We start from the raw sequence: 22,942 nt of genomic DNA on the forward strand, positions 1-22,942 counted from the left end.
CAGATGTGACGAGACAATGAACTGGCCATCCGTTGGCCAGTTTACAGAAGAATTTAGAACCGATAGCCTGCGGAGAACATAAACACCCACGGATCCAGACGGGTGCTGACTTTCTGGTCCACGCCGCCGGCTTTGAATTTCACATCGGTATCGATATCCATGTACCACACCGACATATTCAGCAGCCAGTCGCGGTTAATCAGATAATCGAGGCCGACCTGCCCCGCCGCGCCCCAGGAGTCCTTCAGGCTCAGATCGGAAAGCCCGGCCGCCTTGCCGGTATCGTTAAAGTCTTCATTAAAGAAGGTGGTGTAGTTGATACCGGCCCCCACGTACGGGCGCACCTTGCTTTGCGCATCGCCAAAGTACCACTGCGCCATCAGGGTGGGCGGCAGCTGATGGACGGTGGCGATAGTCCCGGTTGGCCCGGTGCCGACCTTATGGCGGAACGGCGTCGCGGCAAGCAACTCCACGCCAATGTTATCGGTCGCCATATAGGTAAAGGTTAAACCCAGCTGGGTATTGTTACTGACGTTGAAACTGCCAAGGCTGCCTAACACATTGTCAGAGCCCTCCGTCGGTCGGACGGTGGCGGTCCCGGCACGAATGAAAAACTCACCCGCTTCATGCGCCCAGACGCTGCCGGTAGAAAGCGTGCCAAGAATCAATGCCGCCGCTGCTAACTTCTTCATATCCACTTCCTCATTATGGTTTTTCAGCGCGGCCAAATATACCTATAACGAGTTACGTTTGATCTGTTTTAGATCACACTAAGTCCTCAGATTTAACATTTATTGATCCAGATTAATTTTTGCTACCGATCGCAATGCCTTGAATTGTTCGCACATCAATTTTCACTTTTCGCGCAAAAATTTATTTCTGCCCCTCTTGCCGTCGCTGAGGCGGCTGGATAAGTTAACTGCCGACAATCTGTGTTGATGCGTTTTTTTCAGGTGTAATTATGAGTGAAATCAACCCGTGCATGACGTGCGGTGCCTGTTGTGCGTATTTTCGAGTCTCTTTCTACTGGGCGGAAGCCGACGATGCGGGCGGCCTGGTGCCCTCCGCGCTGACCGAACCGCTGACCCCTTTCCTGCGCTGCATGAGCGGCACCAACCAGCGCCAGAGTCGCTGCGCGGCCCTGTCTGGCGATATCGGCGACGCCGTTCACTGCACTATTTATGAAAACCGGCCTTCGCCGTGTCGCGAATTCGCCATGTCCGGGGAAAATGGCGAGGAAAACGATGCCTGCAACCGGGCGCGGGCGCGCTACGGCCTGCCACCATTGCGGCCTCTTTACAAAGATATACCTGCCCTGACCGGCGCAGAGAGTGCTACGACGGAACGATTTGCGGTACAATCGCCGGCTAGTTAACACCTGCGACACTCAAGGAGAATGCATGTCTATCACGGCGAAGTCCGTCTACCGTGACACCGGGAATTTTTTTCGTAATCAGTTCATTACTATTTTACTGATTGCGCTGTTGTGCGCGTTTATTACGGTAGTACTTGGCCATGCCTTTTCACCCAGCGACGAGCAGCTGTCGATACTCAGCGAAGGCGATAACCTCGCCGGTAGCGCCGGGCTGTTCGAGCTGGTGCAGAACATGACGCCGGAGCAGCAGCAGGTTCTGCTGCGCGCCTCGGCGGCATCAACCTTCTCGGGTCTGGTAGGTAATGCGATCCTCGTCGGCGGCGTCCTGCTGCTGATCCAGCTGGTCTCCGCCGGTCATCGCGTTAGCGCCCTGCGCGCCATCGGCGCCTCGGCGCCGGTGCTGCCCAAGCTGCTGCTGCTGATCCTGTTCACCACCTTCCTGGTGCAGATGGGGATGATGCTGGTGCTGGTGCCCGGCGTGCTGCTGGCCATCGTGCTGGCCTTTGCGCCGATCATGCTGGTACAGGACAAAATGGGCATCCTCGGCGCCATGCGCAGCAGCATGCGCCTGGCGTGGGCCAATATGCGGCTGGTGGCGCCGGCTATTATCGGTTGGCTGGTGGCGAAAACCCTGCTGTTACTGTTTGCTTCCAGCTTTGCCGCCCTGACGCCAAACGTCGGCGCGGTGGTGATTAATACCATCAGCAACCTGATTTCCGCCCTGTTGCTGATCTATTTATTCCGCGTGTATATGCTTATCCGCAGCTAATTTTAACCAGGACCGGGGCCTTCCCCGGTCCGTCCTGAAAGACGGGATCGATGTATGAAGCAGTTTCTGGATTTTTTACCGCTGGTGGTCTTCTTTGCCTTTTATAAGCTTTACGATATCTACGCCGCCACCACGGCGCTGATTGTGGCGACCGCCGTCGTGCTGATCTACAGCTGGGTGCGCTACCGGAAAGTGGAAAAAATGGCGCTGATCACCTTCGTGCTGGTGGCCGTCTTCGGCGGGTTAACCATCTTCTTCCATAATGATGAGTTTATTAAATGGAAGGTGACGGTGATCTATGCCCTGTTCGCCGGCGCGCTGCTGTTCAGCCAGTGGGTGATGAAAAAGCCGCTGATCCAGCGCATGCTGGGTAAAGAGCTGAGCCTGCCGCAGCAGGTCTGGTCGCGACTTAACCTGGCCTGGGCGGTGTTCTTTATTCTCTGCGGGCTGGCCAATATCTATATCGCCTTCTGGCTGCCGCAGAATATCTGGGTTAACTTTAAGGTCTTTGGTTTAACCGCCCTCACGCTGGTCTTTACCTTGCTGAGCGGGATCTACATCTACCGTCATATGCCGCAGGACGACCACCACTAACCCCTCCGCCGGCGCGCCATTGCGCGCCGCGCTCGCCCCCTATAAGCTTACTGCACTGGCAAACATTCCCTGCAACCACACAACCTCAGCGCATACGCTGACAGCTTCCCGGCCACACTGTGTAGGCTCTCTTCACGATTTCTCTCAACTGCATAAAAAATTGCGGTAATTGTGAGGATTTTATGGAGATTCATCTCGTTACATTGTAATGATAATTGTTATCATTAATATTCTCGATCTCATTTTGCATTGTTTTGAAAAGGATATTTACATGAGATCGCCGCAATATTCTGTGCCCACGACCCTGGCGCTGGTCATATCCAGTCTCCTCGCCCCTAACGCCTGTGCTGAAGAATCAGAACAAGATACCGAAACGATGATTGTGCGCAGTACGGCGGAAGAGGCGCTTAAGCAACAGCCCGGGGTGTCGATTATCACGGCTGAGGATATTGCTAAGCAGCCGCCGGTCAACGATCTCTCAGACATCATCCGTAAAATGCCCGGGGTGAACTTGACCGGCAACAGCGCCAGCGGCAGTCGGGGCAACAACCGCCAGATTGATATCCGCGGCATGGGGCCGGAGAACACCCTGATCCTGATAGATGGGGTACCGGTCACGTCACGTAACGCGGTTCGCTATAGCTGGCGCGGCGAACGCGATACCCGGGGCGACAGCAACTGGGTACCTGCCGAAATGGTCGAACGGATTGAAGTTCTCCGCGGTCCGGCAGCCGCGCGCTATGGTTCCGGCGCGGCGGGCGGAGTGGTCAATATCATTACCAAACGTCCGACCAACACCTGGCACGGTTCACTGTCTTTCTTCACCAACCAGCCGGAAAACAACAAAGAAGGCACAACCAATCGCGCTAACTTCAATCTCAGCGGCCCACTGGCCGGCGAGGCGCTGACGATGCGCCTGTATGGCAATATCAATAAAACGGAACCCGACGCCTGGGATATTAACCATGCGCAAAACGGCTCTTACGCTGCGGGGCGCGAAGGGGTCCGCAATAAAGATATTAACACCTTGCTGTCATGGAAAATGACCCCGCAACAGATCCTCGATTTCAGCTACGCCTATAGCCGTCAGGGGAATATCTATGCTGGTGATACCCAGTACAGCAACGGCAATCTTAGCCCGAACGGGCTGGTGGACTCCCTGTACGGCCACGAAACAAATCGCCTCTATCGCCAGTCCTGGGGACTCACCTACAACGGTCTATGGGATTGGGGTCAGTCCAAAGCCGGTGTTTACTACGAGAAAACCAACAATACCCGCCTGCAGGAAGGCTCTACCGGCCGCGTCGAAGGCATGATCAACAGTGAAGATTATGCCACCAGCCGTCTGGAATCCTGGCGTACTACCTCGGAATTCAATGTGCCTTTCTTCTGGCTGGCGGACCAGACGCTGACGCTGGGAATGGAATGGAACCATGATCAGCTTGACGACCCGGCATCGATGCAGGCCACTAACAGCAACGGCGAGACTATCCCTGGGACCTCGGGCGACCCTACGCAACGCAGTACCAAAAACAGCGCCACCCTCACCGGTATCTATCTGGAAGATAATATCGAAGCCGTGCCCGGCACCAACCTGATCCCCGGCATTCGCTTCGATTATCATAATCAGTTTGGCAGTAACTGGAGCCCCAGCCTCAATCTGTCCCAGGAGCTCGGCGATATGTTCACACTGAAGGCCGGTATCGCGCGCGTGTTTAAAGCGCCAAACCTCTATCAATCCAGTAAAGGATATTTGCTCTCCACCCGCGGCAACGGTTGTCCAAACACGATCGCTGAAGGCAGCTGCTACCTGCTGGGTAACCCTGACCTCGACCCGGAGATCAGTATCAACAAAGAGATCGGTATCGAATTTAACCTTAATGGTTACGCTGCCGGAGTCACCTGGTTTCGCAACGATTACAAAAACAAAATCGTCTCCGGAACAGAGGTACTGGGCTATACCTCCAGCGGCAATAATATTTTGCAATGGCAGAACGGCGGCAAAGCCGTGGTCGAGGGGCTGGAAGGAAATCTGCTGATCCCGGTGCTGAGAGATGTCCTCAGCTGGCGGACCAATGCCACCTGGATGCTCAAATCTGAAAGTAAAGAGACTGGCAACCCGCTGTCGGTTATCCCGAAATATACCGTTAACACGATGCTCGACTGGCAGGTAAACGACGTCCTGTCTGCGAATGTGAACTGGACGCTTTATGGCCGTCAGAAGCCGCGTCAGTATGCGGAGATCCGCAACGAAACCGGGACCCTTGCCACCACCGAGGTTGGCGCCTATTCCATCGTGGGTATTGGTACTCAGTATCAGCTAAACCGGGATATTCGCCTGAATGCCGGAATAAGTAATCTATTTGATAAACAACTGTATCGCGAAAATGCCGGCGCCTCGACCTACAATGAGCCTGGCCGCGCGTATTACGCCGGCGTTACCCTCTCCTTCTGAACCACCGCGCCCGCGCCAGCGGGCGTATTCCCCTATTCTCACTGCGCTATTTTCATAGTAGCATCCCGCTGATCGTCTTTGACCACAACAGAGTAGAGCATGACAACAACAGATCTCGCCCCAAAGGGCGAAATGGTTTTACGCACCCTGGCAATGCCGGCGGATACCAATGCCAACGGGGATATTTTTGGCGGCTGGCTGATGTCGCAGATGGATATTGGCGGCGCCATTATGGCCAAAGAGATCGCCCAGGGTCGCGTGGTGACCGTGCGGGTGGATGGGATGACCTTTTTACGCCCGGTCGCCGTTGGCGACGTGGTGTGCTGCTACGCCCGCTGCGTGAAGCGCGGCAACACCTCGGTGACAATCAATATCGAAGTGTGGGTGAAAAAAGTTTCTTCAGAACCGATTGGCCAGCGCTACAAGGCGACGGAAGCGCTGTTTATCTACGTTGCCGTTGATAATCAGGGAAAACCACGTCCTCTGCCAGCGGAATAAGAAGGTGCCCGGCTTGCCGGGCACCTGACTTACAGAAAGCCCAGCAGCGAAAAGAAGAAGTAACCGATGACAATCACGATCACCGGCAGCACGTACAGTGGGAAATACTGCACCAGGATCGTATGGCGCGGTACCACAATGCGTTCAGCGAGCTGCTCGCGGGTTAACCCATCTGCGCCTTTGGCCTGTTCGAGGATCAGCTGATCCTCAATCCCCTCGCGGAGAAATTTCGCCTGCCGCGCCATTCGCGCGCCGGAAGCCTGCAGGGCCATGCCGACGAACACCAGAATGAAGATGATCCAGAAGCCGATGTTCAGGCTATGGTGAAAATCCGGCAGCGGCGAGTTGTACCAGAAAAAGTTCAGGAACGGCGTGTTAAAGCGCATCATCTCAATCATCACGTGCGCAAAATCCATCATTACCGCATCAATGCCGGGTTTCTTTTCACTGTGCTCATACATAAATTTGAGCACAGAAATCAGCGTCGACAGCACGGCGGGAATAAAGATAACCCATCCTAAAATGCGTTTGATAACCGCTATGCGTCCAGCTTGTTGGTACGTCATGAGTTCCCCTTGTTAAAGACGCGTTGGTGGTTCGCCTGCTGCCTGTTGCGTGGCGCTGGCTTCCCTCGCTCCCCCGAGTATGTCGGGTATAAGTCTATCTGCCACGGCGAATTTCGCCCAATAATGCGCGGTATGATATACCATGATTGCCGATTCGTTTATCTGATTACGCAACAGGAGAAGGACATATGTCAGCGAAGCGCCGCATTGAGGCCGCGATATTTGATATGGACGGGTTGCTGATTGACTCGGAGCCGCTCTGGGATCAGGCGGAGGTCGAGGTCATGGAGAGCCTGGGAGTGGATACCCGTCGCCGCGATGAACTGCCCGACCTGCTCGGTCTGCGAATCGACCTGGTGGTGGATCTGTGGTACGCGCAGCAGCCGTGGCACGGCGTAGACCGGGCGGAAGCTACCGCGCGCATTATTCGTCGCGCCATTGAGCTGGTGGAAGCCTCACGCCCGCTGCTGCCGGGCGTACGCGAGGCAGTGGCCCTGTGTAAAGCTCAGGGCTTAAAGGTAGGCCTGGCCTCGGCCTCGCCGCTGATGATGCTGGAGAAAGTGCTCGATATGTTTGAACTGCGCGACCAGTTTGATGCTCTCGCCTCCGCGGAGCATTTACCCTGGAGCAAACCGCACCCGCAGGTCTACCTCAACTGCGCCGCTGCCCTGGGAGTCGACCCGCAGCGCTGCGTCGCGCTGGAGGATTCGGTCAACGGCATGATCGCCAGCAAAGCCGCGCGCATGCGGTCTATCGTGGTGCCGGAAGCGGAGAACAGCCGCGACCCGCGCTTTGCGCTGGCGGACGTCAAGCTTCCGTCACTGCTGGCACTCACTGCTGAGAACTTGCTCGGCTAAGACCGCTGGCGGGTGCAACAATCGCTGTCACGCCGCCAGCAACAAAATCAAAACATTGTTTCATTTTAATTGTAATTTTGTTTTCCTCCCTCTATGCTGGTCACAGGTGGCGTCATCGTACGCCAGTAGATCAGCTGACAGAGGTGAATATGGTACTGAACGCCTTCGACCTGACGGGTAAGGTCGCCATCGTGACCGGTTGCGATACCGGCCTGGGACAGGGAATGACGCTGGGCCTGGCGCAGGCCGGGTGCGATATCGTCGGCATCAACCGTAAAATTCCCCATGATACGGCCGCCCAGGTGCTGGCGCTGGGCCGCCGCTTTCACGCCATTCAGGCGGATCTCAGCCAAGAGAATGATATGAGCGGTCTGGTCGACCAGGCGGTGGCGGCGATGGGCCGGGTCGATATTCTGGTCAACAACGCCGGAATTATCCGCCGCCATGATGCCCTGACCTTCACGGAAAGCGACTGGGACGCGGTGATCGACCTGAATCTCAAAGCGGTTTTCTTTCTCAGCCAGGCGGTCGCCAGGCAGTTCATTCGCCAGGGGGAAGGCGGGAAAATCATTAACATCGCCTCGATGCTCTCGTTTCAGGGCGGGATCCGCGTCCCCTCCTACACCGCCTCGAAAAGCGGCGTGCTGGGTTTGACCCGTCTGCTGGCCAACGAATGGGCGGGCCAGGGTATCAACGTCAACGCCATAGCGCCCGGGTATATGGCCACCAACAACACCCAGGCGCTGCGCGAAGATGAAGAGCGTAACCAGGCGATCCTCGAGCGCATTCCCGCTGGTCGCTGGGGAGCGCCGAAAGACCTGCAGGGGCCGGTGGTGTTTCTCGCCTCATCAGCGGCCGACTATATTAACGGCTATACGCTGGCCGTCGATGGCGGATGGCTGGCGCGCTGAGAGTTTGTGACAAAGAGTTACACCGTCACCTCTTCCGTACACTGTATAAAAACCCTATACTGTATGAATCGACAGTTTAGGGTGTGTTATCATGACGGCGGAAGGCCATCTCTTCTTTTCAATCGCCTGCGCAGTATTTGCCAAAAACGCAGAGTTAACGCCGGTGCTGGCGCAGGGCGACTGGTGGCATATTGTGCCCTCGGCGGTATTGACCTGCCTGCTGCCGGACATCGATCACCCAAAGTCGTTTCTTGGCCAACGACTGAGCTGGATCTCAAAGCCCGTGGCACGGGCCTTTGGCCACCGCGGCTTCACCCACAGCCTGCTGGCCGTCTTTGGCGCGCTGACGCTGTTCTATCTGAAAGTGCCTGACAGCTGGATTGTCCCGGCAGACGCTCTCCAGGGCCTGGTGCTGGGCTATCTCAGCCACATTCTCGCCGATATGCTCACCCCCGCCGGTGTGCCGCTGCTGTGGCCCTGTCGCTGGCGCTTCCGGCTGCCGATCCTTGCGCCGCGCAAGGGCAATCAGCTCGAACGCGCCTTGTGTATGGCGCTGTTCGTCTATGCCGTCTGGATGCCGCAGACGCTGGCGGACAACAGCGCGATACGCTGGTCATCCGGGGTGATCAATTCCCTGCAGATCACCTTCAATCGCTTTATAAGTCACCAGAGTGGGCGATAAAGCGGCGGAAAACGCCATTTGGTTATAACCCATTCCATTTGAATATAAGTCCTTGATAACGCCTTCTGCTAACCTTGCCGTCATAAGAGCTGGTTATCCACCAGCCCAGGTTATAAAAATATCAGGAGAACGGGGATGAACTTTCCATTAATAGCGAACGTAGTCGTGTTCGCCGTATTACTGTTTGCGCTGGGGCAAACACGCCATAAACAGTGGAGCCTGGCCAGAAAAGTGCTGGTCGGTCTGGCGACTGGCGTGGTATTTGGTCTGGCGCTGCAGCTGATCTACGGGTCTGACAGCCAGGTGCTGAAGGATTCCATCCAGTGGTTCAATATCGTCGGCAACGGTTACGTCCAGCTGCTGCAAATGATTGTTATGCCGCTGGTCTTCGCCTCCATCCTTAGCGCGGTGGCCCGCCTGCACAATGCCTCGCAGCTGGGGAAAATTAGCTTCCTGAGCATCGGTACTCTGTTGTTCACCACCCTGATCGCCGCCCTGGTTGGCGTGCTGGTGACCAATATGTTCGGCCTCACCGCCGAGGGTCTGGTCCAGGGCAGCGCGGAGACCGCCCGTCTGAACGCCATCCAGAGCAACTATGTGGGGAAAGTAGCGGATCTCAGCGTCCCGCAGCTGATCCTTTCCTTCGTGCCGAAGAACCCGTTTGCTGACCTGACCGGGGCTAACCCAACCTCCATCATCAGCATCGTCATTTTCTCGGCGTTCCTCGGCGTCGCAGCGCTTAAGTTGCTGAAAGAGGATGTGGAAAAAGGCCAGCGCGTGCTGACCGCGATCGATACCCTGCAGGGCTGGGTAATGAAGCTGGTTCGTCTGGTCATGCAGCTGACCCCTTACGGTGTGCTGGCCCTGATGACCAAAGTGGTTGCCGGGTCGAATTTGCAGGACATCATCAAGCTTGGCGGCTTCGTGGTAGCCTCGTATATTGCGCTGGGTATTATGTTTGTCGTCCACGGCCTGCTGCTGGCGATTAACGGCGTCAGCCCGCTGAAGTACTTCCGTAAAGTCTGGCCGGTGATCACCTTCGCCTTTACCAGCCGCTCCAGCGCCGCCTCCATTCCGCTGAACGTTGAGGCGCAAACCCGTCGTCTCGGCGTACCGGAGTCGATTGCCAGCTTCTCCGCCTCCTTTGGCGCCACCATCGGCCAGAACGGCTGCGCTGGTATCTATCCGGCAATGTTGGCGGTGATGGTCGCGCCGACCGTGGGCATCAACCCGCTGGATCCGATGTGGATTGCCACCCTCGTGGGCATCGTCACCGTCAGCTCGGCGGGCGTCGCCGGGGTGGGCGGCGGCGCGACCTTCGCCGCGCTGATCGTCCTGCCGGCGATGGGCCTGCCGGTGACCCTGGTAGCCCTGCTCATCTCCGTCGAACCGCTGATCGATATGGGGCGTACCGCGCTGAATGTTAACGGCTCAATGACCGCCGGGACGCTGACCAGCCAGTGGCTGCGCCAGACCGACAAGTCGATCTTCGATAGCGAGGAAGAAGCCGAACTGGCGCATCGCTAAACGGCAAGCACAAAAAAACCGCTGATCATTCAGCGGTTTTTTTATTTCTGCAGCCGACTCAGGCTTCAATCTCACCTTCCTGACGCACCTGGTTAGCCCAGCGCTGCGCCGACTCCGGCACGCTGAATGCCGGTGAGCGACGGAAATGCTCCCCCATCAGCAGAAAAGCGACATACTTCCCGCGCAAAATCCAGACATCGCGAAAATGGTCCATTTTCACGGCATGTTCCGGAGGCGCAGGCTCCACGCGCGGCACGTAGCTAATGACAGGGCGATTTTGTTGGCGCAATGGTTTCATAACAAATGGATTCACTAAACATAGCGGGAAACAGAAACCTCTATCATAGCCGATTGTGGCCCCGTTCGTCGCCCCTTCGCCGCCGATGCGCATTTTAGGATAACTCCCTGCCCCCTCGCCGGGCGCAGACAGCGTAATGTTCTATAGTTAGAAGGGTTTTGGTCTATCAACGACCACTTTTAGCAATGAAAGCAGGAGACGAGTAATGTCTGATAAGCACCCGAACCCTCACCAACAGCAGGCACCGGTCCACGACAGCGAGGAAGCGCAGCCGGGTCTCGATTCGCTGGCGCCGGACGATCGGGAGTGGCGCCCCACGCCGAAACCTACCGCTCCGGGCGTCGAACCCACCGCCCCAGGCAGCCTGAAAGCGCCCGATACTCATAACAGCAAACTGGATTCCCTGGAGGCGCAACGCAAAGGGGGGGAAGATTTTCCGCTGACCACCAACCAGGGCGTGCGCATTGCTGACGATCAGAATTCGCTGCGCGCCGGTAGCCGCGGCCCAACGCTGCTGGAAGATTTTATCCTGCGGGAGAAGATCACCCACTTTGACCACGAGCGTATTCCGGAGCGTATCGTTCATGCCCGCGGCTCTGCCGCCCACGGCTACTTCCAGCCCTACAAAAGCCTGGCTGCGTTGACTAAAGCCGATTTTCTTTCGTCAGCCGATAAAATCACCCCGGTGTTTGTACGCTTTTCCACCGTGCAGGGCGGCGCGGGGTCGGCGGACACCGTCCGCGATATTCGCGGCTTCGCTACCAAGTTTTACACTGACGAAGGGATTTTTGACCTGGTGGGCAACAACACACCGGTCTTCTTCATCCAGGACGCGATGAAGTTCCCCGACTTTGTCCACGCCGTGAAGCCTGAACCCCACTGGGCCATCCCACAAGGGCAGAGCGCCCACGATACTTTCTGGGACTATGTTTCCCTGCAGCCGGAAACGCTGCACAACGTGATGTGGGCGATGTCGGATCGCGGCATCCCGCGCAGCTATCGCACCATGGAAGGCTTCGGGATCCACACCTTCCGTCTGATTAATGCCGAGGGCAAAGCCACCTTCGTCCGCTTTCACTGGAAACCGGTCGCCGGCAAGGCGTCGCTGGTGTGGGATGAAGCGCAGAAGCTGACCGGCCGCGACCCCGATTTTCATCGCCGCGATCTATGGGAGGCCATCGAAGCCGGGGACTACCCGGAATTTGAGCTTGGCCTGCAATTGATCCCCGAAGAGAATGAATTTGATTTTGACTTCGACCTGCTCGATCCCACCAAGCTGATCCCCGAGGCGCTGGTGCCGGTGCAGCGGGTTGGCAGAATGGTCCTCAACCGCAACCCGGATAACTTCTTTGCCGAAAATGAACAGGCGGCCTTCCATCCCGGACATATCGTCCCGGGCATTGATTTCAGCAACGATCCGCTGCTGCAGGGGCGTCTCTTCTCTTACACCGATACGCAAATTAGCCGCCTGGGTGGGCCGAACTTCCATGAAATCCCCATCAACCGTCCGACCTGCCCGTATCATAATTTCCAGCGTGACGGGATGCACCGGATGGACATTGACACCAATCCGGCCAACTACGAGCCCAACTCGATTAACGACAACTGGCCGCGCGAGACGCCGCCTGCCGCCAAACGCGGTGGCTTTGAGTCCCTCGCCGAGCGCGTCGACGGCGAAAAAATCCGCCAGCGCAGCCCTTCGTTCGGCGAATATTACGCCCAGCCGCGTCTGTTCTGGCTGAGCCAGACGCCGATTGAACAGCAGCATATTATCGATGGTTTCAGCTTCGAACTCAGCAAAGTGGTCCGCACCTGGATCCGCGAGCGGGTGGTCGATCATCTGGCCCACATTGATACTAAGCTTGCGGAAGCGGTTGGGGCGAACTTAGGCATCGAACTGAGCGACGATCAGCGCAACATTACCCTGCCCGCCCCGGTCAATGGTGTGGAGAAAGACCCTAGCCTCAGCCTCTACGCCGATGCCGAAGGAGATGTGAAAGGTCGCGTGGTGGCAGTCCTGCTCAACGAACGCACCTCAGCGCAGGATCTGGTTCAGCTCCTGCAGGCGCTGCAGGCCCAGGGCGTGCACAGCAAGCTGCTCTACTCGCGAATGGGCGAAGTCATTGCCGACGATGGTTCTCCGCTGCCGATCGCCGGCACCTTCGCCGGTTCCCCGTCGCTGACGGTGGATGCGGTGGTGGTGCCCGGCGGCGACCTCAGCGCCCTGAGTCAGAGCGGTGACGCGCGCTATTACCTGCTGGAAGCCTATAAACATCTGAAGCCGATCCTGCTGGCAGGGGATGCGCGGCAGCTGACGTCCGTTCTGCATGTTCCGACCCAGGGTGAAGAGGGGGTCATCGTCACCGATGCGCTCGACACGCCAGCGGCGGACAAACTGCTCGCCCTGATGACGGCCCACCGCGTGTGGTCGAGAAGCCCGAAAATCGCCGCTATTCCGGCGTAGTAAAAAGCCCGGCACGCTGTGCCGGGCTTGATTCACTTTCCCTTTCCCCCGTCGGGCTTACACGTCGCGGTAGGTTCCCAGACGATAACCCCGGTCGGCCACCGCCGCTTTCAGCGAGGCAGATATCAGCACATCAAGCTCATCCAGTCGCGGATAGCAGTAGGCGCTGCCCATAATGATCCGATCGACATAAGCCGGATGACACATCACCTCCAGGGAGCGCTCCCCGCGGGCGATGGAGGCATCCAGCGTCTGCAGAAACAGTTCCTCAGAGACCGCTTCGCCGTAAAACTCACTGCTGAAGCCGGCGCTGCTGCGCGCCGCCTGCTGGTCGAGCCCACTCTGCGCCGCCACCTGGCGGTCAATGCGTAACGCAATGCCCTTCTCGCGGGCAAAGGCCGCGACGATGGGATAAATCTGGGCGAACATATGCACATGGTGATGGCTGTCGATATGCGTCGGCTCATGGCCGAAGAGTTCGACAAAACGACGGTACTGACACGCCAGCTCGTGGGCGATCTCTTCCAGCGGCAGGCTATCTTCTTCCGCCTGCTGCCAGATCCATTTGCCCAGACGGCCATCGCGGGTTAATCCCGGCATGGCCGACAGCGGCTCGCCCAGCGTCAGTACAAAGTGCATACCGACCGCCAGCTCCGGAGTACTGCGGCTCAGCTGGGCGGCGTGGTCAATGGCCGCGCCGTTGACCAGCGCGGTGGTCGATGTCACCACGCCGTTGCGACAGGCCTCGATAATGCCGTAGTTCTGCCCTTTACTGAGGCCGAAGTCGTCGGCATTGACGATCAATACGCGTTCCATTTGCTACTCCCGTTACGATTTTAGTTTTTCGATCGTCGCCGCAAAGTTCGGCAGCCATTTTTCATGCGCCAGAATCATCTCCCGCGCCAGCTGTTCGGCGTCACGATCGGAATGGATCAGCGGGCTTAAGTTCAGCGCCAACAGGACATCGTTCAGCTCACCGCTGATCGCCGCCTGGCTGGCCGCCACTTCGAACCCCTTGATGGTGTAGATAAGCCCTAACACCTTCTCATCGAAATGAGTAATGCGCGGCGTCGGCTTCGCGCCGTCGCGGCCTAAGGTGCAGCTCATCTCTACCGCCCAGTCCGCCGGGATATTATCGACATGGCCATGATGCGGGATATTCACATAGTGCTCAGTCTGCTTGTCGTTATAGATGGCATTGATTACTTCGCAAGCGGCATCAGAGTAATAGGCCCCGCCGCGCTGCTCCAGCTCCTTCGGCTTAACGTTAAGATCCGGGTTTTTATACAGCTCGAACAGCTGTTTCTCCACCTTCTGCACCACCTGGGCGCGCGCACCGCCTTTGTAGTACTCGCCCATCTCAATCGCCAGCATCTCTTTTGGCTTAAAGTAGTAGAGCAGGTAAGAGCATGGGATCAGCCGCAGGGAGCGGATCAGCCCTTCGCTAAACGGCAGGTCGAAGATGTTTTTCACCGAGTTCGCGGTCAGACGGCCGGAGGCCACGCCGTCCAGCAGTTCACCGAAGCGCGAGACGCCGTTAACCAGCACGTCGCGGACGAACACCAGGTGGTTCAGACCAAACAGGTCGATATTCAGCTCATCGCTCGGGCTCAGCTGCAGCACGTCGGTGATGAACATCTTCATGCCGATAGGAATGTTGCACACGCCAATAAAGCGTTTGAAATTGGTGTGGCGATAGACCGCCTCGGTGACCATGCCCGCCGGGTTGGTGAAGTTGATGATCCATGCGTCGGGGCAAATTTCCTGCACATCTTTCACGATGTCGAAAATCACCGGGATGGTGCGCAGTCCTTTAAACAACCCGCCCGCCCCGTTGGTCTCCTGGCCCAGGTAGCCGTGACTCAGCGGGATGCGCTCATCTTTTTCACGCGCCTTCAGCTGGCCCACGCGCAGCTGGGTGGTGACGAAATCTGCGCCCTGCAGCGCTGCGCGGCGATCCAGCGTTTTATAGACTTTCATCGGCACGCCGGCTTTTTCCACCATCCGCTCGCACAGCGCGTGGATAATATCGAGCTTCTCCTGGCCCTCTTCGACGTCTACCAACCACAGTTCGCTTACCGGCAGTTCATGATAACGTTTCAGAAATCCTTCCAGTAATTCCGGGGTATAGCTGCTGCCGCCGCCAATAGTGACTACTTTTAATTTCTGGCTCATCTTTTTCTCCCTTAGGCGCTGCGCCTGGACGCAGGCCGCTCTCCGCAACAATGCGGACAGTTAACTTGAATGATTTTCGGTATAAACCTGGCGGCGAACGCCGCGCGGGTTTAATTAATACTGGTCAAATGTTTGCGATAACTGCTCGGCGTAAACGACGTCAGTTTTTTAAAGGTTTTAATAAACAAGCTCGGGCTGCTGTAACCTGATTCATACGCAATATCCGTCACCGAATAATTGGTAATTTCCAGCTGTTTTTTGGCAAAGTTGATACGGATATCATTAATTATCTGCATCGGCGTTTTACCATAATAGCGCTGGGTCGCCCGGGTTAAATATTCCTGCGTTTTTCCGGATAAGCGAACCATATTTTCGAGAGCGCCTTCACCGAATTTCAGCTTATCATGCATGGCTTCCACGGTATTTTTTAACCATTGCGGCGTCACGTCGGCAACCGGCTCTTCACGATAGTGGCGTAAACGGTTAATGACATAAAAGGAGACCAGCTCGATAAATTCGTCAAATTCCGTTTCGCGAAAATTGAGTGAGGCGATGACCGACTCAACGTAGCCGAGAAAAGCGCTCTGCACGGCGTAGACTTGCGAAGCCACCAGACCAAACGGCAGCAGCGGCAGGTAGTGTTTCTCAAAGAAGCGTCTGCTGATGCCGACGTTAAGGATGCGCGTCGCCCCGAACTCGTAAAAGCTCTGGTGGTGCGAGCCCATCGGGATAAAGACGAAATCCCCGCGCTCCAGCAGCACCCGTTTGCCATTGATCTCCTGGTAATAGCGCCCGGTTAACACCACGGCAAATTCGTAGTAATCATGCTGGTGAAGCCCGCTCACGCTTTCCGTTTTGTTATAGATGACCACATGAAAGTTCTTCCCGTTGAACAGCTGTTGTTCTCTGGCGGTACTGATCTCGGTGGTCATCATTCTGGGCTGCCTCATCGTCGCGATGGCCTATTGTACCTTCTCGTGCAGCTCAATCAATTCGGCCACCAGCTCACGAGCCAGCATGGAGGTCATCAGATGGTCCTGGGCATGCACCAGCACCAGGCTGACCTTCATTTTCCCTTCGCCCTCATCGCTTTCGATAAGCTGGGTCTGCACGCGATGCGCCTCGCTCAGCGCCTGGCGCGACTGCTCCATCATCGCTTTCGCTGCGGCAAAGTCGCCCTGCTTCGCCTGCTTCAGCGCGCCATAGGCCAGGCTACGGGCTTGTCCGGAGTTGATAATCAGCCCCATCACTACCTCTTCGAGGTCATTTTCCGGGGTCTCTACCGCGTCGATGTTGTCCAGATCAAACATAATATTTCCCTCATTTATCAGGCGGTACGGGACGCTGCCCGTACCGCGCGGTATCAGAATTTCAGTGCGTTAGCGATGTCTTCTTCGCTCTCTTCCTGCTCGATAACGGTCTGCGCTTTATTCGACAGCACCACAAACGGCAGGTAGACCAGGGTAGCGACGCCAAGGTTGAACAGGGCCACCAGCAGGGCGGCAACGCTGCCGTTACTGTTAAAGAACGCTCCCAAACCGGTCGGCATAGTCCACGGCGCCAGGTTGGTCACCGGTGGGATAATCCCCAGGCTGTAGGCCGCCAGCGTAATGGCCGCCAGAATCGGCTGAACCAGCACGAACGGGATGAACATCACCGGGTTCATGATGATCGGTAGACCAAACAGAATCGGTTCGTTAATCTGGAAGATGCCTGACGGCAGCGCCAGCTTGGCAACCTGACGATGGTCAGCGCGGCGAGAAGCGATAAAGATGGCGATAATCAGACCCAGCGTCGCCCCGGAGCCACCCAGCAGGATGTAGGAGTCGAGCATCGGCTTAGCCCAGAAGTGGAACTGTTTGCCCGCTTCGATGGCCGCATCAACAGAGCCGTACTGGTTGTACAGCGCGATGTTTTCCAGCGCCCACGGCGTCATGATGCCGTTATCCAGGGCGGTAAGCGCCAGAGAACCGTGCACACCGAAGAACCACAGCAGAGAGTTAAAGATAACGTATGCCCAGCCAACCACGCTGCCCATCGCCGCCAGCGGCGTCGAGATAGAGTCCATGATGATCTGGTGGAAGTTGCTGCCATAGCTCGCCAGGGCCCACGAGATAATGCCGAAGATGGAGAGGATCAAGAAGCCCGGGATCAGCGCTGAGAAAGAGCGTGATACCGACCCCGGCACGCTGTCCGGCAGTCTAATCACCCAGTTGCGACGGATCACGAAGGTGAACAGTTCCGCAACGACCAGACCGATAATCATCCCGGAGATGATGTTCTGCCCGCCCAACCAGTTGGCGCCCACCGCATAGGCTTCGCCCACGCTATACGGGGTCACGGTCATGAAGGCCGCCACCGCCAGCAGGCCAGCTGCCATCGGGTCAACTTTGCGCTCTTCCGCCAGCGCGGAGCCGATAAAGAACGGCGCCATTAGCGACATAATCCCGAGGGTGCCGTTATAGACGTTTCCGCCGATAGCCTTAAAGCCGTTTAAGGTTTCAATGGTGGAGGCATCCAGGCGAATGCCCATGGAATAAAAGAAAGAGCCTTCGCCGAAGCTCAGAAAAACGTTGTTAATTAACACAAACATGGCCCCGGCGAGGGTCAACGGCATTAATTTAATAAATCCATTTTTTATTGCATTAATATGCGGCTGCTTTCCTATTTTCACTGCAAAAGGAAGGAGTACCTTTTCAAGCGAATCGATCACTTTACTCATAGTCAATACCCTTAAAAGCCGCAATAAACTATTACGGCGATGATGTATGAAATTACTCTTTGACGGGAAAATAAACTCATTATTTTTTGACGTCCGGCAACAGGCAGCCGCCAGGCGTCAAAATACATCGAGTTTTAAAAGTTAAAATTATTGTGCTGCAGCTTTCTTAATAGCCGCGACGGCGGCTTTCAATACCCCTAAACCATCAACTTTGCCATAGAGAAGGGAGTCGATAACTTCAACCGGTTTATTCGGCAGCAGGCGCTGAATTTCCGGTAACATATACGCAATTTGTGGCCCTAATAATACTACGTCGGCTTCCGGCCCTTTTTCGCCCGCGAGGGTTTCGGGATAGGCTTCAATAATGACCGGGACTTCATATTTTTCCGCCTGCGCGCGCATTTTGGAGACCAGCAGTGACGTGGACATGCCTGCCGAGCAGAAGAGATAAATGTGTTTCTTTTCCATGAACGCTTCCTCAATGTGTGAGACCAGGGCCTTCAGTAACCGCTGAGAGCCGGTAAGACTGGTAACATCCGGTTAATTCTGTTTATGAGTTGAGTATACGGCAAGCTGAGCCGCCAGGATAATTCGCTGTTGAACAGAATTGTCTCTCATTGACCTCCGGTTTTGACTACCCTCACATTTTCATCCAAATAATTCGCGCAATTAAATAAGCATCATGACTCACAAAAAAGCCCGACCAGTGGTCGGGCTTACGTAGAAGTCAGTAAACAGTAGGAAGCTTACCTGGCGTTGCGCGGGTCGGTATCATACTCGGCGCAGGTCTGGTAGCCGGAGTTCATGACGTGACCCGTTTCGTCGAGGGCCACAAAGTAGGTTTCAACTTTACCATCTCGTTGACCGAGGATATAGGTCTGGCAGGTGCCGCGGGCATGGACCATGGTGACTTCCGTTGAAGGTTTGCCGGCGATCTGCATCACCTGCTGACGCGACATCCCTTTCTTCACATCTTTCACCACCGGCTGGGTAAACTGGTCTTTGGTACGATCGTAAGCGGTACAGCCCGCCAGTAAGGTTAACGCGACGGTGACGCCCAGTATTCCTGCTAAGCTTTTGTTCATTTTGGTTCCTCTTTTCTACTGTGTAACGATAAGCCTGGAATAAATAGTGTTATTTTTCAAGCCGAACAGCGAAATCATGTCAGGTTATGTTATTGCGTAAACAGGATTGTTCTGCCGACGTCGGACGGCGGCGCAATGCGCGGTACAGCATCTATAATGAAAACCTATGTCATTGATTGCCTTCTTTTCCGGCAGTCAAAACCCCGGTCCTTGTCGTTTCAGCGGCAAAGAGGTAGCTTTAAGCCAACAGCTTGCCAAACAGATTCACTTTCGGAGGGCGCGATGACGCTACAACAAGAGATTATTCAGGCGCTGGGCGCAAAGCCGCAGATTGATGTCGCAGGCGAGATCCGCCGCAGCGTCGATTTCCTGAAGTCATACCTGCAGACCTACCCGTTTATTAAATCGCTGGTGCTGGGTATCAGCGGCGGTCAGGACTCCACCCTGACGGGAAAACTGTGCCAGATAGCGATTAACGAACTGCGTGCCGAAACCGGCGACAGTAGCCTGCAGTTTATCGCCGTCCGTTTACCCTATGGCGTGCAGGCTGATGAGCAGGACTGCCAGGACGCCATCGCATTTATCCAGCCTGACCGGGTGTTGACAGTCAATATTAAAGCTGCGGTGCTGGCCAGCGAACAGGCGCTGCGCGAAGCTGGCATCGAACTGAGCGACTTCGTTCGCGGAAATGAAAAAGCCCGTGAGCGAATGAAGGCCCAGTACAGCATCGCCGGAATGACCAAAGGAGTTGTGGTCGGTACCGACCATGCGGCGGAAGCGATTACCGGCTTTTTCACCAAATATGGCGACGGCGGCACCGACATCAACCCAATTTTCCGCCTGAACAAACGTCAGGGCAAACAGCTGCTGGCCCATCTCGGCTGCCCGGAACATCTGTATAAGAAGCTGCCCACCGCCGACCTGGAAGACGATCGCCCCTCCCTGCCGGATGAAGTGGCCCTGGGTGTCACCTACGAGAACATCGACGATTATCTGGAAGGCAAAACGCTGGACCCGAGCATCGCCAAAACGATCGAGGGCTGGTATCTGAAAACCGAACACAAGCGTCGGCCGCCGATCACCGTCTTTGACGATTTCTGGAAAAAATAGTCTCTCCCCCCGCCCCGGCCTGCGCCGGGGTTATTTTTTGTCCTTTTCGCCGCAAAAATGGCCTGCTATACTGGATGGATAGACAGTACCAGGAGTTATTGTGGCCAGAAAGCAATCAGCCCCGCGTCTCGAGTTTGAGGCGGCGGCGATCTATGAATATCCCGAACATCTTCGCCCGTGGCTGGAGGCGCTGCCGAAGCTGCCGGGCGTCTATCAGTTTCACGGCGACAGCGACACGATGCCGCTCTATATCGGTAAGAGCGTCAACCTCCGCAGCCGGGTGTTATCCCACCTGCGCACCCCTGAAGAGGCCGCGATGCTGCGTCAGTCGCGGCGTATCACCTGGCAGCGCACCGCTGGCGAGCTGGGAGCGCTGCTGCTGGAGGCGCGGTTGATTAAAGAGCAGCAGCCGCTGTTTAACAAGCGGCTACGGCGTAACAAGCAGCTCTGCGCCTGGCTACTTGCGGACGACCGGCCGCAGATTGTCTATGCCCGTGAGGTTGATTTCTCGCACCAGCAGCATCTCTATGGCCTGTTCGCCAACCGGCGAGCGGCGCTGCAGATGCTGCAGAGCCTCGCTGACGAACAGCGCCTCTGTTATGGCCTGCTTGGTCTGGAACCACTCAGCCGCGGCCGCGCCTGCTTTCGCTCCGCGCTGGGCCGCTGCGCCGGGGCCTGCTGTGGAAAGGAGAGCGTGGAGGCGCACAGAGAGCGCCTGCTGGCGCAGATGAGCAGACTGCAGCTGGTGTGCTGGCCGTGGGCGGGGCCCGTGGCGCTGGAGGAGCGCGGCCCGGACATGACGCAGTATCACGTCATTCATAACTGGCTGTGGCTGGGCGCCGTTGAATCGCTCGACCAGGCGGCGGAGTTGACCCGTCTGCCCGCCGGATTTGACCAGGATGGTTACAAGATCCTCTGTAAGCCTTTGCTCAGCGGAGACTATCCGCTGCATCCGCTTGGCTGAGAAGCCACCAATAAAAAACCGCCGGCCCTGCCCAACGCCTGATGGCATTATTGGGCAAGACCGGCGGTCTTGATTCGGTGCGCTAAATTATTCAGCAGGTGCAGGCATTTTACCTGCCGGCGCGTTGCGTTCTGTCAGATGCTTCTCAAAATTAGCATTGAACTGTTTTTTCTGCTCTGGGGTCAGAATGTTGTAGATCTTGTTCTGCGTTTCCAGGCGGGACAGCGCCATCGCTTTATGCTGCGCTTCCATCTTATCGATCTGCGCTTCCGCCTTCGCCTTATCGAAGGTGTCGCTGGCGATCAGATCGTGCATCGCACGGCGTTCTTCAAGGGACGGACGTTTCATATTTTCGCGCTGGCTCTTCATGATGTCGCGGATCTGCTGCTTCTGCGCATCGGTCAGGTTCAGGCCTTTAAACATCATGTCATGCTGACCCGGGCCGCCTTTATGATGCATCATCATCGGCTTGCTGTCGCTCGGCGCGGTGGTGGTATCGGCGGCGTGTGCCAGGTTAGCCGCGCCCAGAGCCAGAGTAGAGGCAACAAACAGTGCAGTGAGTTTCTTCATCATTCAATCCTTACTTTACGTTATTCTTACGGCGCGTTGCCGTGTTGACGAGATTAACTTTACGACGTTAATCGTCAATTAGTCAGAGCAAGAGTAAAACAATGAAAGTGTAAAAAACAGTTTCTCGCCAATTATGGAGAAAATAAGGAATTTAGCCGAAGAATTGCAATAAAAAATAAATAACTTATTGTTTTGCAGAGAAATTATGGAGAGTATAAAGTAGGGAAGATTAAAAACAAAGCATTTTACCAGGAATAATCTGCAAATTTACACTGGGGCACGAAAAAATAAGATGGCGAAAAAAGACGCGCGAAATAAAGCAGGCCGCCCGGCGGACGGCTTGCCCTCAGGATAATTTCTCCAGCATCAGGCCGGCGCGCAGTCCTTTCGCCACCGTCGGGTTAGGAAACAGAACATACTCCGTCTCAGGCCCCACCACATACCGCGTCTCGCCCTCCTCCGCCAGCAGCGTGCCGGGTTCGAAGGGGGTGAAGTTCAGCGTCTGATCCGCCATATGCAAGCGGAAATCATCGCTATGGCGGGTTAGCTGCTGTACCACCCGGTAGCGCAGCGGCGCTGGGGCGTCGGCAATGGCCAGATCCCCCACCAGCAGCCGGGAGAGCGCCCGCTGGACGGCGGCAAACTGCGTCAGATCGTTTTCCCCCAACGGCAGCGCTTTGCCCAGCTCAAGGGTGCAGGCCAGCGCCGCGAACCGTTCGCAGCTGAAGTGGGTGAAGGTCCCGCCGGGCTGGCGATGAAACACCAGCGCCTCCAGCCCGGCGCCGCCCAGCCAGTGAAGAAAATCCTCCTCCCACGGCGTATCGCGGGCCGGGAGCACGCCGAAGCGCGGATGTAGCGACCCGCGGATCGCGGTATGCAGATCGAGGTGCCAGCGCGGGCCATCGTGGTCGCGATAAAAGCGGGCCACCGCCTGCTCCAGCCGCTGCGCCCGCTGCGTCTCCTCACTGAGCGGAAACTGCCGCCAGCGCTCGCCAAACATGCGGTTCATATCGCTGTGCAGATAGCGCTTATTCGCCCGCAGCGCTGGTGGGTTGCCGACGATCACCAGCAGCCGCCAGCGCAGCGGGAGCGCCTCCCGGACCAGTCGCTGCACCAGCTGGTCGACTATCTCCACCGGCGCCGTTTCGTTGCCATGAATGGCGCAGGAAAGTACCAGCCCGCGCTCGCAGCGCGCATGCGGCGTCAGCTCAAGGATCCCTTCCCCGAGCCAGTGCCAGCGGAAATGGGCCGTCTCGCCGTGAAAGTGATGGGGCAATCGCCCCGCCAGGGTTAATGCCAGAAAATGTTCCACCGCGCCCC

25 protein-coding genes are annotated in these 22,942 nt (G+C 56.5%); 12 read left to right on the forward strand and 13 right to left on the reverse strand.

The window, feature by feature from the left end:
• Window positions 1–53: 53 nt before the first annotated feature.
• A complete protein-coding gene (gene ompW, locus AB1E37_RS14840) occupies window positions 54–692 on the reverse strand; it encodes an outer membrane protein OmpW (RefSeq protein WP_002901634.1) in 639 nt (212 codons plus the stop codon).
• Between the two features lie 269 nt (window positions 693–961).
• Here ompW and AB1E37_RS14845 point away from each other — a divergent pair, with 269 nt between their 5' ends.
• The 5 genes from AB1E37_RS14845 (at window position 962) to yciA (ending at window position 5,691) form a co-directional block, all read left to right on the forward strand.
• Window positions 962–1,375, forward strand: a complete 414-nt coding sequence (locus AB1E37_RS14845) for a YkgJ family cysteine cluster protein (RefSeq protein ID WP_002901633.1) — start codon at window positions 962–964, stop codon at window positions 1,373–1,375.
• Between the two features lie 25 nt (window positions 1,376–1,400).
• Window positions 1,401–2,144, forward strand: coding sequence for a YciC family protein (locus tag AB1E37_RS14850; RefSeq protein ID WP_029884275.1), 744 nt, complete (start codon window positions 1,401–1,403; stop codon window positions 2,142–2,144).
• A 54-nt stretch (window positions 2,145–2,198) separates the two neighbouring features.
• The gene (locus tag AB1E37_RS14855) at window positions 2,199–2,738 is read left to right on the forward strand and encodes a septation protein A (RefSeq protein ID WP_002901631.1); all 540 of its coding nucleotides are present in this window, start codon (window positions 2,199–2,201) and stop codon (window positions 2,736–2,738) included.
• 271 nt (window positions 2,739–3,009) lie between these two features.
• On the forward strand, window positions 3,010–5,193 hold the full coding sequence (locus AB1E37_RS14860) for a TonB-dependent siderophore receptor (protein WP_032447969.1): 2,184 nt from the start codon (window positions 3,010–3,012) through the stop codon (window positions 5,191–5,193).
• A gap of 99 nt (window positions 5,194–5,292) precedes the next feature.
• Window positions 5,293–5,691, forward strand: a complete 399-nt coding sequence (gene yciA / locus AB1E37_RS14865) for an acyl-CoA thioester hydrolase YciA (RefSeq protein ID WP_002901629.1) — start codon at window positions 5,293–5,295, stop codon at window positions 5,689–5,691.
• Between the two features lie 29 nt (window positions 5,692–5,720).
• On the opposite strand, the gene AB1E37_RS14870 is transcribed toward yciA, so the two are convergent.
• Complete coding sequence (locus AB1E37_RS14870; RefSeq protein ID WP_002901627.1) at window positions 5,721–6,257, reverse strand: YniB family protein; 537 nt, start codon at window positions 6,255–6,257, stop codon at window positions 5,721–5,723.
• Window positions 6,258–6,445: 188 nt separating this feature from the next.
• On the opposite strand from AB1E37_RS14870, the gene hxpB reads away from it, so the two are divergent.
• The 4 genes from hxpB (at window position 6,446) to AB1E37_RS14890 (ending at window position 10,234) form a co-directional block, all read left to right on the forward strand.
• Entirely contained in the window at window positions 6,446–7,114 is a 669-nt protein-coding gene (gene hxpB / locus AB1E37_RS14875; RefSeq protein ID WP_004140335.1) for a hexitol phosphatase HxpB, read from the forward strand.
• A gap of 149 nt (window positions 7,115–7,263) precedes the next feature.
• Window positions 7,264–8,025: a 2-dehydro-3-deoxy-D-gluconate 5-dehydrogenase KduD gene (gene kduD, locus AB1E37_RS14880; RefSeq protein WP_004176511.1), complete on the forward strand. Its 762-nt coding sequence runs from the start codon at window positions 7,264–7,266 to the stop codon at window positions 8,023–8,025.
• Window positions 8,026–8,116: 91 nt separating this feature from the next.
• Window positions 8,117–8,707, forward strand: coding sequence for a metal-dependent hydrolase (locus AB1E37_RS14885; RefSeq protein ID WP_002901611.1), 591 nt, complete (start codon window positions 8,117–8,119; stop codon window positions 8,705–8,707).
• 135 nt (window positions 8,708–8,842) lie between these two features.
• Window positions 8,843–10,234: an L-cystine transporter gene (locus AB1E37_RS14890; protein ID WP_004151918.1), complete on the forward strand. Its 1,392-nt coding sequence runs from the start codon at window positions 8,843–8,845 to the stop codon at window positions 10,232–10,234.
• Between the two features lie 58 nt (window positions 10,235–10,292).
• Here the strand turns inward: AB1E37_RS14890 and cedA are convergent, their stop codons facing one another.
• A complete protein-coding gene (gene cedA, locus AB1E37_RS14895) occupies window positions 10,293–10,532 on the reverse strand; it encodes a cell division activator CedA (RefSeq protein ID WP_004151919.1) in 240 nt (79 codons plus the stop codon).
• Between the two features lie 205 nt (window positions 10,533–10,737).
• Between cedA and katE the strand changes: the two genes are divergently transcribed.
• Window positions 10,738–12,996, forward strand: a complete 2,259-nt coding sequence (gene katE / locus AB1E37_RS14900) for a catalase HPII (protein WP_032447495.1) — start codon at window positions 10,738–10,740, stop codon at window positions 12,994–12,996.
• Window positions 12,997–13,053: 57 nt separating this feature from the next.
• On the opposite strand, the gene chbG is transcribed toward katE, so the two are convergent.
• From chbG to osmE, 8 genes are all read right to left on the reverse strand, one after another.
• Window positions 13,054–13,812, reverse strand: a complete 759-nt coding sequence (gene chbG, locus AB1E37_RS14905) for a chitin disaccharide deacetylase (RefSeq protein ID WP_032447494.1) — start codon at window positions 13,810–13,812, stop codon at window positions 13,054–13,056.
• Window positions 13,813–13,824: 12 nt separating this feature from the next.
• Window positions 13,825–15,171, reverse strand: coding sequence for a 6-phospho-beta-glucosidase (locus AB1E37_RS14910; RefSeq protein ID WP_032447492.1), 1,347 nt, complete (start codon window positions 15,169–15,171; stop codon window positions 13,825–13,827).
• Between the two features lie 110 nt (window positions 15,172–15,281).
• The gene (chbR, locus tag AB1E37_RS14915; protein WP_085855943.1) at window positions 15,282–16,106 is read right to left on the reverse strand and encodes a transcriptional regulator ChbR; all 825 of its coding nucleotides are present in this window, start codon (window positions 16,104–16,106) and stop codon (window positions 15,282–15,284) included.
• 27 nt (window positions 16,107–16,133) lie between these two features.
• Complete coding sequence (chbA, locus tag AB1E37_RS14920) at window positions 16,134–16,481, reverse strand: PTS N,N'-diacetylchitobiose transporter subunit IIA (RefSeq protein WP_004140356.1); 348 nt, start codon at window positions 16,479–16,481, stop codon at window positions 16,134–16,136.
• A 53-nt stretch (window positions 16,482–16,534) separates the two neighbouring features.
• Entirely contained in the window at window positions 16,535–17,893 is a 1,359-nt protein-coding gene (chbC, locus tag AB1E37_RS14925) for a PTS N,N'-diacetylchitobiose transporter subunit IIC (RefSeq protein ID WP_004148091.1), read from the reverse strand.
• Window positions 17,894–17,904: 11 nt separating this feature from the next.
• Window positions 17,905–18,021, reverse strand: a complete 117-nt coding sequence (locus AB1E37_RS14930; RefSeq protein WP_014907779.1) for a hypothetical protein — start codon at window positions 18,019–18,021, stop codon at window positions 17,905–17,907.
• 19 nt (window positions 18,022–18,040) lie between these two features.
• Entirely contained in the window at window positions 18,041–18,361 is a 321-nt protein-coding gene (chbB, locus tag AB1E37_RS14935) for a PTS N,N'-diacetylchitobiose transporter subunit IIB (protein WP_002901547.1), read from the reverse strand.
• 278 nt (window positions 18,362–18,639) lie between these two features.
• On the reverse strand, window positions 18,640–18,978 hold the full coding sequence (gene osmE / locus AB1E37_RS14940; RefSeq protein WP_002901544.1) for an osmotically-inducible lipoprotein OsmE: 339 nt from the start codon (window positions 18,976–18,978) through the stop codon (window positions 18,640–18,642).
• Window positions 18,979–19,260: 282 nt separating this feature from the next.
• Here osmE and nadE point away from each other — a divergent pair, with 282 nt between their 5' ends.
• Window positions 19,261–20,088 (forward strand): ammonia-dependent NAD(+) synthetase, encoded by an 828-nt coding sequence (nadE, locus tag AB1E37_RS14945; protein ID WP_004151921.1) that lies wholly within the window; start codon window positions 19,261–19,263, stop codon window positions 20,086–20,088.
• A 100-nt stretch (window positions 20,089–20,188) separates the two neighbouring features.
• Entirely contained in the window at window positions 20,189–21,052 is an 864-nt protein-coding gene (cho, locus tag AB1E37_RS14950) for an excinuclease Cho (RefSeq protein ID WP_004176514.1), read from the forward strand.
• A gap of 87 nt (window positions 21,053–21,139) precedes the next feature.
• Here cho and spy read toward each other — a convergent pair whose 3' ends face one another.
• Window positions 21,140–21,625: an ATP-independent periplasmic protein-refolding chaperone Spy gene (gene spy / locus AB1E37_RS14955; RefSeq protein WP_004217130.1), complete on the reverse strand. Its 486-nt coding sequence runs from the start codon at window positions 21,623–21,625 to the stop codon at window positions 21,140–21,142.
• A 343-nt stretch (window positions 21,626–21,968) separates the two neighbouring features.
• Window positions 21,969–22,934, reverse strand: coding sequence for a succinylglutamate desuccinylase (astE, locus tag AB1E37_RS14960; protein WP_004224242.1), 966 nt, complete (start codon window positions 22,932–22,934; stop codon window positions 21,969–21,971).
• Window positions 22,935–22,942: the final 8 nt, after the last annotated feature.

The sequence above is a fragment of the Klebsiella sp. Shm-1 genome (genome assembly GCF_040804525.1).
GTDB lineage: Bacteria > Pseudomonadota > Gammaproteobacteria > Enterobacterales > Enterobacteriaceae > Klebsiella > Klebsiella pneumoniae.

Coding starts and splice junctions, on each gene's coding strand:
- cedA (WP_004151919.1), bottom strand. CDS start 10,532: ATGAAACCATTGCGCCAACAAAATCGCCCTGTCATTAGCTACGTGCCG.
- nadE (WP_004151921.1), top strand. CDS start 19,261: ATGACGCTACAACAAGAGATTATTCAGGCGCTGGGCGCAAAGCCGCAG.
- chbB (WP_002901547.1), bottom strand. CDS start 18,361: ATGGAAAAGAAACACATTTATCTCTTCTGCTCGGCAGGCATGTCCACG.
- yciA (WP_002901629.1), top strand. CDS start 5,293: ATGACAACAACAGATCTCGCCCCAAAGGGCGAAATGGTTTTACGCACC.
- AB1E37_RS14930 (WP_014907779.1), bottom strand. CDS start 18,021: ATGTATTTTGACGCCTGGCGGCTGCCTGTTGCCGGACGTCAAAAAATA.
- AB1E37_RS14885 (WP_002901611.1), top strand. CDS start 8,117: ATGACGGCGGAAGGCCATCTCTTCTTTTCAATCGCCTGCGCAGTATTT.
- AB1E37_RS14870 (WP_002901627.1), bottom strand. CDS start 6,257: ATGACGTACCAACAAGCTGGACGCATAGCGGTTATCAAACGCATTTTA.
- AB1E37_RS14855 (WP_002901631.1), top strand. CDS start 2,199: ATGAAGCAGTTTCTGGATTTTTTACCGCTGGTGGTCTTCTTTGCCTTT.
- AB1E37_RS14845 (WP_002901633.1), top strand. CDS start 962: ATGAGTGAAATCAACCCGTGCATGACGTGCGGTGCCTGTTGTGCGTAT.
- hxpB (WP_004140335.1), top strand. CDS start 6,446: ATGTCAGCGAAGCGCCGCATTGAGGCCGCGATATTTGATATGGACGGG.
- AB1E37_RS14910 (WP_032447492.1), bottom strand. CDS start 15,171: ATGAGCCAGAAATTAAAAGTAGTCACTATTGGCGGCGGCAGCAGCTAT.
- AB1E37_RS14850 (WP_029884275.1), top strand. CDS start 1,401: ATGTCTATCACGGCGAAGTCCGTCTACCGTGACACCGGGAATTTTTTT.
- chbA (WP_004140356.1), bottom strand. CDS start 16,481: ATGTTTGATCTGGACAACATCGACGCGGTAGAGACCCCGGAAAATGAC.
- kduD (WP_004176511.1), top strand. CDS start 7,264: ATGGTACTGAACGCCTTCGACCTGACGGGTAAGGTCGCCATCGTGACC.
- ompW (WP_002901634.1), bottom strand. CDS start 692: ATGAAGAAGTTAGCAGCGGCGGCATTGATTCTTGGCACGCTTTCTACC.
- osmE (WP_002901544.1), bottom strand. CDS start 18,978: ATGAACAAAAGCTTAGCAGGAATACTGGGCGTCACCGTCGCGTTAACC.
- chbC (WP_004148091.1), bottom strand. CDS start 17,893: ATGAGTAAAGTGATCGATTCGCTTGAAAAGGTACTCCTTCCTTTTGCA.
- spy (WP_004217130.1), bottom strand. CDS start 21,625: ATGATGAAGAAACTCACTGCACTGTTTGTTGCCTCTACTCTGGCTCTG.
- chbG (WP_032447494.1), bottom strand. CDS start 13,812: ATGGAACGCGTATTGATCGTCAATGCCGACGACTTCGGCCTCAGTAAA.
- chbR (WP_085855943.1), bottom strand. CDS start 16,106: ATGATGACCACCGAGATCAGTACCGCCAGAGAACAACAGCTGTTCAAC.
- AB1E37_RS14860 (WP_032447969.1), top strand. CDS start 3,010: ATGAGATCGCCGCAATATTCTGTGCCCACGACCCTGGCGCTGGTCATA.
- katE (WP_032447495.1), top strand. CDS start 10,738: ATGTCTGATAAGCACCCGAACCCTCACCAACAGCAGGCACCGGTCCAC.
- AB1E37_RS14890 (WP_004151918.1), top strand. CDS start 8,843: ATGAACTTTCCATTAATAGCGAACGTAGTCGTGTTCGCCGTATTACTG.